Consider the following 11,922-nt stretch of genomic DNA (forward strand, 5'->3'; position numbering starts at 1 on the left):
GTCCCAATGCGCTAGCGCGGAATAAGAAAAACATGCTGCGCATCGTCTCCCTGCAATTGTTGGCAACGGTAGTCGTCGGCCTCATCGCCGCACTGCTGGGGGGGCTGGCTGCGATGTTTTCTGCGGTATTGGGCGGATTGTGCTGTGTTGTGCCCAATGCAATCATGGCGGTTCGCCTGTATGCCGGTACCCAGAGGCCTGGCGGCGCGAGTCCCGTGACATTCTTCATCTGGGAATTTGTAAAGATTGCGTTGACGCTTGCGCTCCTGTTCGCAAGCGCCAAGTTGTACCACGAGCTGAACTGGCTGGCCTTGTTGGTCGGGTTCATCGTGGCGCTGAAAAGTTACATCATCTTATTATTTAGGCACCGATAATGGCGAATCCAACTGTAGATGGCGCAGCGGCACACGCGCCAACCGCTTCAGAATATATCAAACACCACCTGGGCCACCTGTCGAACCAGCATCAGAACGGTCCGGTCGATTTTTCCGTCGTTCACTACGACACGCTGTTCTGGTCGATCGCCATGGGCGCGATCGGCTGCCTGATCATGTGGATGGCCGCTCGCCGCGCCACGTCGGGCGTGCCGGGCCGCTTCCAGGCCGCAGTCGAGATGCTTGTCGAGATGGTCGAAGACCAGTCGAAGTCGATCGTTCACGGCGACCGCAGCTTCATCGCTCCCGCGGCGCTGACCGTGTTCGTCTGGGTAGCCCTGATGAACTCACTGGACTTCCTGCCGGTCGACATGTTCTCGTATCTGTTCAGCCTGGCCGGTGTGGAAAGCGTCTTCCCTTACCACCGCGTGGTCCCGACCGCCGACCTGAACGGCACCATCGGCATCTCGCTCGGCGTGCTGATCCTGATGCTGTACTACGGCATCAAGGTCAAGGGCCTGGGCGGCTGGCTCCATGAACTGTTTGCAGCACCGTTTGGCATCTGGATGGCGCCGTTCAACCTCCTGCTGAACATCATCGAATACGCAGCAAAGATGGTGTCGCTTGGTATGCGACTGTTCGGCAACATGTTTGCCGGCGAGCTGCTGTTCCTATTGATCGCTTTGCTTGGTTCGACCGCGACCATTTTCGGTTTCGTCGGCCAGGTAATCGCAGGCTCGATCTGGGCGATCTTCCACATCCTGATCGTGTTCCTGCAGGCCTTCATCTTCATGATGCTGACGCTTGTGTACCTCGGTCAGGCTCACGAAGGCCACTGATCGGCGCCGCAAGCATCGAACGGATAGTGGTTGTAAAGAAGTTGTAGTTTTTAATCTAGTTTTCAATTTAACTTTTGGAGTAACTCATGACTGACCTTTCTTTTGTTGCACTGGCTTGCGGTTTGATCATCGGCCTGGGTGCTATCGGTGCTTGCATCGGCATCGCCATCATGGGCGGTAAATACCTCGAAGCTTCTGCACGTCAGCCAGAACTGATGAACACCCTGCAGACCAAGATGTTCCTGCTGGCTGGCCTGATCGACGCGGCATTCCTGATCGGCGTCGGTATCGCCATGCTGTTCGCATTCGCAAATCCGTTCACCCCACCTGTCTAATATCAGGACAGTCTGGTTTTGAAGGGCCGAACCATCATGGTTCGGCATCCGTTTTTGTGAGAAGGAAAATACCGTGAACCTTAACGCAACGATGTTTGCACAGCTCGTGGTCTTCCTCATCCTGGCAGGCTTCACGATGAAATTCGTGTGGCCTCCACTGATGAAAGCGCTCGATGAGCGCGCTGAGAGGATCGCGAATGGCCTGGCCGCCGCCGACCGTGGCAAGGCCGACCTGGCCGCCGCTGAAAAGCGCGTGCAGGCTGAAATGGCAGGCGCCCGTGACGAAGTCCAGAAGCGCATTGTCGACGCCGAGAAGCGCGCTGCCCAGATCATCGACGCAGCCAAGCTGACCGCCAATGAAGAAGCCGCCCGTATCGTCGCCGCAGCCCAAGCCGACGCCGAGCAGCAAGTAACCCGTGCCCGCGAAGAACTGCGTGGCCAGGTTGCCGCACTGGCAGTGCAAGGCGCCGAGCAGATCCTGAAGCGCGAAGTGAACGCAGCGGCCCACGCCGACCTGCTGTCGAAACTGTCGACCGAGCTCTGATCATGGCAGAAATCGCAACCGTCGCCCGCCCTTACGCCGAAGCGCTGTTCCGTGTTGCCCAGTCGGGCGACATGGCCGCCTGGTCGGCCATCGCGTCGGAACTGGGCCAGATCGGCGCCAATCCGGACGTGCAGGCCTTCGCCAGCAATCCGAATGTCATGCCGGCACAGCTGGGCGACACGATTGCGTCCCTGGTCAAGTCGCCGCTGAACGCCGAAGCGAAGAACTTTATCGCGATGCTGGCCGAAAACGGCCGCGTCACCCTGCTGCCCGAGATCGCCGTCCAGTTTGCGGCACTGAAGAACGCCTACGAAGGCGCCGCCGACGCGGACGTCTATAGCGCCTTCGAGATCTCGGGTGACCAGTTGGCTCAGCTGGTCGCTACGCTGGAAAAGAAATTTGGCCGCAAGCTGAACCCAACGGTAACAGTGGACCCTTCGCTGATCGGTGGTGTGCGCGTGGTCGTCGGCGACGAAGTGCTCGATACCTCGGTGCGCGCCAAGCTGCAACAGATGCATGTTGCGCTGGTGTCGTAACCGAACATCGCATTTCACCCGCCCGCGCCGCGCCCTTGCCCTACGCATCAAAAACATTAGGAGTTAGCACTCATGCAACTTAATTCATCTGAAATCAGCGAACTGATCAAGAGCCGCATCCAGGGCCTCGAGGGTTCTGCTGACGTTCGCAATCAAGGCACGGTGATCTCCGTCGCCGACGGTATCTGCCGCATCCATGGTCTGTCGGACGTGATGCAGGGCGAGATGCTGGAATTCCCTGGCAACACCTTCGGCCTGGCGATGAACCTCGAGCGCGACTCGGTCGGCTCGGTCATCCTGGGTGCCTACGAGCACATCTCGGAAGGCGACATCGTCAAGACCACCGGCCGCATCCTGGAAGTGCCGATCGGTCCTGAACTGCGTGGCCGCGTGGTCAACGCGCTGGGCCAGCCGATCGACGGCAAGGGTCCGATCGCGACCACCATGACCGCCCCGATCGAAAAGATCGCTCCAGGCGTCATCGCCCGCGAATCCGTGTCGCAGCCTATGCAGACCGGCATCAAGTCGATCGACGCGATGGTGCCGATCGGCCGTGGCCAGCGCGAGCTGATCATTGGCGACCGCCAGACCGGTAAATCGGCTGTCGCAGTCGACGCGATCATCAACCAGAAGGGCCAGGGCGTCACCTGCGTATATGTCGCAATCGGCCAGAAGGCGTCGACCATCAAGAACATCGTGCGCTCGCTGGAAACGCACGGCGCGATGGAATACACCATCGTCGTCGCCGCATCGGCGTCGGAATCGGCAGCGATGCAATACATCTCGGCCTACTCGGGCTGCGCGATGGGCGAATACTTCCGCGACCGCGGCGAAGACGCACTGATCGTGTACGACGACCTGTCGAAGCAAGCTGTTGCCTACCGCCAGATTTCGCTGCTGTTGCGCCGCCCACCAGGCCGCGAAGCCTACCCAGGCGACGTGTTCTACCTGCACAGCCGCCTGCTCGAGCGCGCAGCACGCGTGAACGCCGACTACGTGTCGAAGTTCACCAACGGCGCCGTCACCGGCAAGACCGGTTCGCTGACTGCACTGCCGATCATCGAAACCCAGGCTGGCGACGTCTCGGCCTTCGTGCCGACCAACGTGATTTCGATTACCGACGGCCAGATCTTCCTGGAGACCTCGCTGTTCAACGCCGGTATCCGTCCTGCGATCAACGCCGGTATCTCGGTGTCGCGCGTCGGTGGTGCTGCACAGACCAAGGTCATCAAGAACCTGTCGGGCGGTATCCGTACCGACCTGGCCCAGTACCGTGAACTGGCTGCGTTCGCGCAGTTCGCATCGGACCTGGACGAGTCGACCCGCAAGCAGCTGGACCGCGGCGCGCGCGTGACCGAACTGCTGAAGCAGCCGCAGTTCTCGCCGCTGTCGACCTCGCTGATGGCCGCGTCGCTGTTCGCCGTCAACAAAGGCTACCTGGACGACATCGAAGTCAAGAAAGTGCTGCCGTTCGAGCATGGACTGCACAACTTCCTGAAGTCGGGCCATGCTGCCCTGCTGTCGAAGATCGACGAAACCAAGCAACTGGACAAGGACGGCGAAGCTGCGCTGGCCGCCGCCATTGCTGATTTCAAGAAATCCGGCGCATATTAATCGTCGGACCGGCGTCGTGTGAGCACGGCGCCGGTGCGCGGAAGGAGTAAGGACTCATGGCAGCAGGCAAAGAGATTCGTGGCAAGATCAAGAGCGTAGAGAATACGAAGAAGATCACCAAGGCGATGGAAATGGTCGCCGCATCGAAAATGCGCAAGGCGCAGGATCGCATGCGGGCCGCCCGTCCCTATAGTGAGAAGGTACGTAACATCACCGCCAATCTGGCCACCGCAAACCCGGAATACACGCACCCGTTCATGGCGCAAGCCAAGCACGTGAAAGCGAAGGCCGTTGGTTACATCGTCGTCACGACCGACAAGGGTCTGTGCGGCGGCATGAACACCAACATTCTGCGCCAGGTAACCCTCAAGGCGCGCGAACAGGAACAGGCGGGCAACCGCGTCGAGGCCGTTGCGATTGGCAACAAGGGCCTGGGCTTCCTGAACCGCATGGGCATGAAACTGGTCTCGCAAGCGACCCAGCTCGGCGATACGCCGCACCTGGAAAAGCTGATCGGCCCGGTCAAAGTGATGCTGGACGCGTACCAGGAAGGCCAGCTCGATGCTGTCTACCTGTGCTACACCAAGTTCATCAACACGATGAAGCAGGAACCGATGGTCGAGCAGCTGCTGCCGCTGCCGGCCAAGCACCTGCAGGCCGAAGCGGGCGCGCGCAGCTGGGACTACATCTACGAACCGGAAGCGCAAGTCGTCATCGACGAGCTGCTGGTGCGTTACGTGGAAGCGCTGGTGTACCAGGCGGTTGCTGAAAACCTGGCGTCCGAGCAATCGGCGCGCATGGTCGCGATGAAGGCCGCGAGCGATAACGCCGGCAGTGTCATCAGCGACCTGAAGCTGGTCTACAACAAGACCCGCCAGGCTGCGATTACCAAAGAACTCTCCGAGATCGTGTCGGGCGCGGCAGCAGTTTAAAAAGCCAAGACCATTGCTGGAAAGAGTTAAGTGAGCGAAGCGAACGGTACTCTGTCCCCAACTGATCCTAACTGACTAAACTGCTGACTAAGCTTTCCCGGTTTAAGCAAAAGAATTTAACTATATATCTGAAGGAACGAACATGGCTGATGGCAAAATCGTTCAGTGTATCGGCGCAGTGGTTGACGTGGAATTCCCACGTAATGCCATGCCGAAAGTGTACGACGCACTGAAAATGGAAGGCTCGGATCTGACCCTGGAAGTCCAGCAACAGCTGGGCGACGGCGTGGTCCGTACCATTGCTCTGGGCAGCTCGGACGGCATGCGTCGCGGCATGATCATCCAGAACACCGGCGCGCCAATCATGGTCCCGGTCGGTACCCCGACCCTGGGCCGCATCATGGACGTGCTGGGCAACCCGATCGACGAATGCGGTCCGGTCAGCCACGAACGCATGGCCTCGATCCACCGCGATGCCCCTGCCTACGACGAACTGTCGCCATCGACCGACCTGCTGGAAACCGGCATCAAGGTCATCGACCTGGTCTGCCCGTTCGCAAAAGGCGGTAAAGTCGGCCTGTTCGGCGGCGCCGGCGTCGGCAAGACCGTCAACATGATGGAACTGATCAACAACATCGCCAAAGCGCACTCGGGCCTGTCCGTGTTCGCCGGCGTGGGCGAGCGTACCCGTGAAGGTAACGACTTCTACCACGAGATGGCCGATGCCAAAGTCGTCGACCTGGAAAACCCTGCCAACTCGAAAGTGGCAATGGTCTACGGTCAGATGAACGAACCACCAGGCAACCGTCTGCGCGTCGCGCTGACCGGCCTGACCATGGCCGAAGCCTTCCGTGACGAAGGCAAGGACGTGCTGTTCTTCGTCGACAACATCTACCGCTACACCCTGGCCGGTACCGAAGTCTCGGCACTGCTGGGCCGTATGCCGTCGGCAGTGGGCTACCAGCCTACCCTGGCCGAAGAGATGGGCCGCCTGCAAGAGCGCATCACCTCGACCAAGACCGGTTCGATCACCTCGATCCAGGCCGTCTACGTCCCTGCGGATGACTTGACCGACCCGTCGCCAGCCACCACCTTCGCCCACCTGGACTCGACCGTCGTTCTGTCGCGTGACATCGCCTCGCTGGGTATCTACCCTGCGGTCGACCCACTCGATTCGACCTCGCGCCAGCTGGACCCGCTGGTCGTCGGTGAAGAGCACTACGCCACCGCGCGCGCCGTGCAGAACACCCTGCAGCGCTACAAGGAACTGCGTGACATCATCGCGATTCTGGGCATGGACGAACTGGCCCCGGAAGACAAGCTGGTCGTCGCCCGCGCTCGCAAGATGCAGCGTTTCCTGTCGCAGCCGTTCCACGTCGCTGAAGTCTTCACTGGCGCACCAGGCAAGTACGTTTCGCTGAAAGACACGATCAAGGGCTTCAAGATGATCGCATCGGGCGAACTGGACCACCTGCCGGAGCAGGCCTTCTACATGGTTGGCACCATCGAGGAAGCCATCGAGAAAGCCAAGAAACTGGCTGCTGCTTAAGGAAAGCTCGAAGAACCGTCGCGAGCGGCGGCCGTTTTGGGCGAGAAGCGCAGCTGTACGTTAGTACAGCGAGCATCGCCGCCCGAAACTGCAACGCGCAGCAGGTTATTCGAGATTTTCGTGGCTGGTTTTTTAAACTGAAGGAAAGATATGGCAAACACTATGCAAGTGGACGTGGTTTCGGCCGAAGCGCAGATCTTCTCCGGTCAGGCCGAATTCGTCGCGTTGCCGGGTGAAGCGGGTGAGCTGGGTATCTACCCGAAGCACACCCCCTTGATCACGCGCATCCGGCCGGGTGCCGTGCGCATCCAGACGGCTGGTGGCGGCGAGGAGTTCGTCTTCGTCGCCGGCGGTATCCTCGAAGTGCAGCCGAACGGCGTGACCGTGCTGGCCGACACCGCGATCCGCGGTAGCGACCTGGACGAAGCGAAGGCACTGGAAGCAAAGAAGCAGGCCGAAGAGCTGATGCTGAACAAGGAAACGAAGATGGACTACGCGAAAGCCCAGGCCGAAATGGCCGTGGCGATCGCGCAGCTGGCTGCGATCCAGCGCCTGCGTTCGAAAGGACGCTAAGCGCGGCATCCGCTGCAAGCGGTACCAAGAGAGGCAGCCTTCGGGCTGCCTTTTTTTATGCAGCCGCCCGCACGGGGGCGGCACCCGGCGGCGGCGTCCCGCCGCCAGCGCGGCCAGTCCGGTGGCCAGCATGCCGGCGCCCAGCGGCTCGGGCACGGCGCTGACCTGGAAGCGCACGCTGCCCGCGTGGGCGCTGGCGCTGTAGTATAGGCGGGCCGTTTCGCCGTGGCGCGCGCGTGCTTGCGGCGTTGCGGGAAGGCCGCACCCTCGCTCGCTCGGCAACGCCGGTGCGACGCACACGCTATTCTTTGCCGGAGCGCATCGTCCTGCGCGCGTGATTGGGTAGCGTGCTAGTGCCTGCCTCGCATTCGGCTTAGTATGTTCCCGACACCGTGACCGTGAGTCCACCATGCCAACGACCCCGCCACCCGGCGACGAACGGCAAGCCCCAGGCGACGCCCCGTTCGGCCAGACCCTGTACCGCTTTCTGTTCTTCGACTGGCTGTTCCGCGACGTGAACGCCGCGCGCGACCTGTTCGAGCGCCATGCCGCGCGCCAGCACAACCAGCGCATGAGCCGCTACCTGCCCCTCTACATGCGCCGCTGGTCGCTGCTGGCCGCTTTCGACTTCACGCTGGGCGTGCTGTTCGAACGGGTGCTGCAGGCCACCGTGCTGTCGGCCTGGTTCTTCACCTGGTCGTGCATGACTGTCACGGGCCTGCTCGTCATCGCCGTGACCTGGCTGTTCCTCGCTTCCGCCAGGCTGTCCTGAAGTTTTTCCGTTGTCGGCCCGGGTGTTGCTTTTACCGGCTACTGCCTGAATCTGCCCATTGATCCCGTCGAAACGACCGCTGATCGGTGACCGATTGCGGCCGCGGCCAGCCGGGTGCACAGTATTGATGGGTTTAATAACAATACAAAGGATACTGACCATGCTGCTTCGAACCACCATCTGCGCCGCCGCACTGCTGCTGTGCCATGCCCATCCCGCCCTGGCCCGGGATACTGTCGCGGCCCCACTGGCCGCGCAGGACATGGCCCGCCGCATCGATGCGTCGATCGCACCTTATTTCCAGGCTGACGCGCCGGGCGCCACCGTCATCGTGCTCAAGGATGGCAAGACTGTGCTGCGCAAGGCCTACGGCATGGCCGACGTCAAGCAAGGGGTCAAGATGACCCCGGAAATGGTCCTGCGCCTGGGTTCGATCACCAAGCAGTTCACGGCGGTCGGCATCCTGATGCTGGTGGAAGAGGGCAAGCTGGCCATGAGCGACGACATCACCAAGCACCTGCCCGATTATCCCGCCCAGGGCAAGAAGATCACCATCGAGCACCTGCTCACCCATACCTCGGGCATCCCGAGCTACACCGGCAAGCCGGGATTCATGAGCCGGATGACGCAGGACCTGAGCGTGGCCCAGATGGTCGATTCGTTCAAGGACGATCCGCTCGAGTTCGAACCGGGCAGCCGCTTCCGCTACAACAATTCGGGTTATTTCCTGCTCGGCGCCATCATCGAGAAGATCTCGGGGCAACCGTATGCGAAATTTGTCGAGCAGCGCCTGTTCGTCCCGCTTGGCATGCAGCACACGGCCTACGAGGGCTTCGAGCGCAGCAAGGGCGCACGCGCTGCCGGCCATACCCGTACCGGCCCGGGCTTCGGACCATCGCAGCCCCTGAGCATGAGCCAGCCCTACGCAGCCGGCTCGCTGGTATCGACCGTGGACGACCTGGCGCGCTGGGATGCGGCTCTCCAGGGCGGCAAGCTGCTCAAGCCGGCCAGCTTGAAGCGCGCCTTTACCTCGTACCGCCTGGGCGACGGAAAAGAGACCAACTACGGCTATGGCTGGGAGATCGCGCAGGTGCAGGGTGCGCCGTTGATCGGCCACGGCGGCGGCATCAATGGCTTCTCGACGTATGCGATGCGCCTGCCTGAACAAAACCTCTACGTGGCGGTGCTGACCAACAGCGACAGCGGCCCGGCCAGCCCCGGCGTGGTGGCGCGCAAGGCGGCGGCCGTTGCCATCGGCAAGCCTTACCGCGAATTCACCGAGGTCGCGCTGCAGGGCGCGCAGCTCGACGGCCTGGCCGGCAGCTTTGAAGTCGAGAAGGGCGTGCAGCGCGTGTTCCGCCGCGAGGGCAACAGCCTGGTCATGCAGCGCACGGGCCGCGGGCAGCTTGCGGTCAAGCCGATGTCGGCCAACGAGTTCTTCGTTCCCGGCACGCTGGAGTATTTCGTGTTCCAGCGCGACGCCAAAGGCGCCGTCACCGGCGTGGTGCATCACACCGACGGCAAAACGCTGCTCCAGCCGCGCACCGGCGACGCCCCGGCCCCGCGCCAGGCTGCCCGGATCGCCAACGCGTCCTTCGATGCGCTCGCCGGCCGCTACGAGCTGCGTCCCGGCTTCGTGATGGAGCTCACGCGCGAGGGCGAGCGCTTCTTCGCGCAGGCTACCGGGCAGGGCAAGATCGAGATCTTCCCATCGAGCGACACGCTGTTCTTCTCGCGCGACGTCGATGCCGAGATCAGCTTCGAGCCGGTGGCCGGACAGCCTGGGCAGACCTTCGTGCTCAAGCAGGGCGGGCGCAACCAGCCCGGCCGCAGGCTGTGATGTGGTGGTGGCGAATGGCGCTCAACTAAGAGCTGCCGGTTACCCGTAGGGTGGGCGTAAAACAGTCCACAGGACTGTTTTACCTACCCATGCGTTCAACCAGCGGAAGAATCGCCGCGCCTGGATTTCATGCGTGATTTGAACGCGCGGGCGGGAGGCCCGCCCACCCTACTTATCTTTCCTCGCCTGCTCACCCGCCAGGCGCAGCGCGACCTTGTGGCGGAAATAATCCTCTTTCACGTAGCGGTACAGGTTCGCCCCCGGGCACACGGTCTTGTCGGTATGGTCGCGGTGGCTGCGGATGTCGTCGATCGATACCTGGTATTTCGCCGCCAGCAGCGCCATCAGGTCGACGATCGCGTCGAGCTGCTGCTGGTTCGGCTCCACTTCCTCGAAATTGCCGACCACTTCGATCAGGGCGTGGCCCGCCGGGTCGTAGTCGGTATTGGTGTCGCCCGCAAAAGCGATGTCGCGCGCCCCGTACACGCGGCCATCGAGGTCGATCACGTAGTGGTAGGGGATGTCGAGCCAGCCCTTGGTGGCGCGCGACCACGCCTGCAGGCGGCGCAGGTAGGCTTGCGGATCGGTGCCGGGCTTGAACGGCTCGCCCTGGTGGTGCAGGGTGATCTGCGAGATGGTGTGGCGGCGCGCCCTGGATGCATCGGCCGGGGTGCCGCCCCAGGCCGCAACGGGCACGATGCTTTGTTCGACCGCGGATAGCGGCGCGCCGGCCCATACGGCAGCGGATAAAGTCAGAAGGGCAGCGGCAAGGCAGGAGAGGGCAGGCAGGCGCATGGGGGCAGTAGGGGGTGAACGAGTGCGCATCTTTTCACGTTTGCGCGCCCGGCGCCAGCGCGCGCGCTGGAGCGATGCAAACCTGATAAGCTGATGGCGACCCTTGAATCGAAGCATAGCGAACGCCACCCATGAGAAGCATTACCCAGATCCTCAACGACAGCAAGACCGTTGCCATCGTCGGCCTGTCCAACAAGCCGGACCGCGCCAGCTACGGCGTGGCCGAATACCTGCAGGGAGCCGGTTACCAGGTGATCCCGGTGAACCCGAGCTATGTCGGCGACACCATCCTCGGCGAGAAGGTCTACGCCACCTTGCGCGACGTGGCGGACGTGCTGGCCACGACCGGCCAGCGCATCGACATCGTCGACTGCTTCCGCAAATCCGAAGACATCCCGCCGATCGCGCGCGAAGCCATTGCCGTGCGCGCCGGCTGCCTGTGGATGCAGCTCGATATCGAGAACCAGCCGGCCGCCGACATGGCGCGCGCCGCCGGGCTCGACGTCGTCATGAACCATTGCATCAAGATCGAGCATCGCAGCCTGAATTCTTGACCCGCATTCATTGGGTGGCGGCGGGGCGGCTGCGTTACAATCGTGCCACCATAACCCCCCCCGGACTTCCTGCCATGTTCAAGAATACGATCCTGCTGTTCGGCGCTGTTGCCGCCGTGAGCTTCGCCCAGCCGGCTGCCGCGCAAACCACTGCAGCGCCGGCCGCGGTGCGTCCGCTGGCCGCCTGTCCCGCCATCCTCAAGCAGAACTTCAAGCGCCTGCAGGACGAGGCCCCGCAAGACCTCTGCCAGTACGCGGGCAAGGTGGTGCTGGTGGTGAACACGGCCAGCTATTGCGGCTTCACCAAGCAGTACGAAGGGCTGGAAAAGCTGTACGCCAAGTACGGCAGCCGCGGCCTGGTGGTGCTGGGCTTCCCGTCGAACGACTTCGGCAAACAGGAGCCGGGCAACGCGAAAGAAATCGCCGACCTCTGCTACAACACCTATGGCGTGAAATTCCCGATGTTCGCCAAGAGCGTGGTCACTGGCCCGGATGCCAATCCCCTGCACGCGAGCCTGACGAAAGCCACCGGCCAGGCGCCGAAGTGGAACTTCACCAAATACCTGATCGGCCGCGACGGCAAGGTGCTCGAGCACTTCCCGAGCAAGGTGACGCCGGAAGATTCTGCCCTGGTCGGCAAGATCGAGCAGGCGCTGGCGCTGTAA

Annotated in this window: 14 protein-coding genes; 13 read left to right on the forward strand and 1 reads right to left on the reverse strand. The window is 62.1% G+C overall.

Going from position 1 to position 11,922, the window contains the following annotated elements:
• Nucleotides 1-32 precede the first annotated feature (32 nt).
• The 11 genes from AC56K1_RS08270 to AC56K1_RS08320 all read left to right on the forward strand — a co-directional run bounded on the left by AC56K1_RS08270 (nt 33) and on the right by AC56K1_RS08320 (nt 9,908).
• Nucleotides 33-374, forward strand: coding sequence for an ATP synthase subunit I (locus tag AC56K1_RS08270; protein ID WP_497157363.1), 342 nt, complete (start codon nt 33-35; stop codon nt 372-374).
• On the forward strand, nt 374-1,213 hold the full coding sequence (atpB, locus tag AC56K1_RS08275; protein WP_497157364.1) for a F0F1 ATP synthase subunit A: 840 nt from the start codon (nt 374-376) through the stop codon (nt 1,211-1,213). Before AC56K1_RS08270 ends, atpB begins: the two co-directional genes overlap by 1 nt.
• An 86-nt stretch (nt 1,214-1,299) precedes the next feature.
• Complete coding sequence (atpE, locus tag AC56K1_RS08280; protein WP_171087272.1) at nt 1,300-1,548, forward strand: F0F1 ATP synthase subunit C; 249 nt, start codon at nt 1,300-1,302, stop codon at nt 1,546-1,548.
• 73 nt (nt 1,549-1,621) lie between these two features.
• A complete protein-coding gene (locus tag AC56K1_RS08285) occupies nt 1,622-2,092 on the forward strand; it encodes a F0F1 ATP synthase subunit B (RefSeq protein WP_497157365.1) in 471 nt (156 codons plus the stop codon).
• Nucleotides 2,093-2,094: 2 nt separating this feature from the next.
• On the forward strand, nt 2,095-2,628 hold the full coding sequence (locus tag AC56K1_RS08290) for a F0F1 ATP synthase subunit delta (RefSeq protein ID WP_497157366.1): 534 nt from the start codon (nt 2,095-2,097) through the stop codon (nt 2,626-2,628).
• A gap of 72 nt (nt 2,629-2,700) precedes the next feature.
• Entirely contained in the window at nt 2,701-4,242 is a 1,542-nt protein-coding gene (gene atpA / locus AC56K1_RS08295; RefSeq protein ID WP_497157367.1) for a F0F1 ATP synthase subunit alpha, read from the forward strand.
• Nucleotides 4,243-4,298: 56 nt separating this feature from the next.
• Nucleotides 4,299-5,174 (forward strand): F0F1 ATP synthase subunit gamma, encoded by an 876-nt coding sequence (gene atpG / locus AC56K1_RS08300; protein ID WP_497157368.1) that lies wholly within the window; start codon nt 4,299-4,301, stop codon nt 5,172-5,174.
• 142 nt (nt 5,175-5,316) lie between these two features.
• Nucleotides 5,317-6,723 carry a F0F1 ATP synthase subunit beta gene (gene atpD, locus AC56K1_RS08305; RefSeq protein WP_171087281.1) on the forward strand — a complete coding sequence of 469 codons (1,407 nt, stop codon included), beginning with the start codon at nt 5,317-5,319 and terminating at the stop codon, nt 6,721-6,723.
• A gap of 150 nt (nt 6,724-6,873) precedes the next feature.
• Nucleotides 6,874-7,296 (forward strand): F0F1 ATP synthase subunit epsilon, encoded by a 423-nt coding sequence (locus tag AC56K1_RS08310; protein WP_497157369.1) that lies wholly within the window; start codon nt 6,874-6,876, stop codon nt 7,294-7,296.
• Nucleotides 7,297-7,705: 409 nt separating this feature from the next.
• Nucleotides 7,706-8,068 carry a hypothetical protein gene (locus tag AC56K1_RS08315; RefSeq protein ID WP_497157370.1) on the forward strand — a complete coding sequence of 121 codons (363 nt, stop codon included), beginning with the start codon at nt 7,706-7,708 and terminating at the stop codon, nt 8,066-8,068.
• A gap of 160 nt (nt 8,069-8,228) precedes the next feature.
• On the forward strand, nt 8,229-9,908 hold the full coding sequence (locus AC56K1_RS08320; protein ID WP_497157371.1) for a serine hydrolase: 1,680 nt from the start codon (nt 8,229-8,231) through the stop codon (nt 9,906-9,908).
• Between the two features lie 168 nt (nt 9,909-10,076).
• Here the strand turns inward: AC56K1_RS08320 and AC56K1_RS08325 are convergent, their stop codons facing one another.
• Nucleotides 10,077-10,703, reverse strand: coding sequence for a peptidoglycan recognition protein family protein (locus AC56K1_RS08325; protein ID WP_497157372.1), 627 nt, complete (start codon nt 10,701-10,703; stop codon nt 10,077-10,079).
• A 131-nt stretch (nt 10,704-10,834) separates the two neighbouring features.
• Between AC56K1_RS08325 and AC56K1_RS08330 the strand changes: the two genes are divergently transcribed.
• Nucleotides 10,835-11,257 (forward strand): CoA-binding protein, encoded by a 423-nt coding sequence (locus AC56K1_RS08330; RefSeq protein ID WP_497157373.1) that lies wholly within the window; start codon nt 10,835-10,837, stop codon nt 11,255-11,257.
• A gap of 74 nt (nt 11,258-11,331) precedes the next feature.
• Nucleotides 11,332-11,922 carry a glutathione peroxidase gene (locus AC56K1_RS08335; protein WP_497157374.1) on the forward strand — a complete coding sequence of 197 codons (591 nt, stop codon included), beginning with the start codon at nt 11,332-11,334 and terminating at the stop codon, nt 11,920-11,922.

The organism is Telluria sp. ZB4P37 (genome assembly GCF_059685855.1).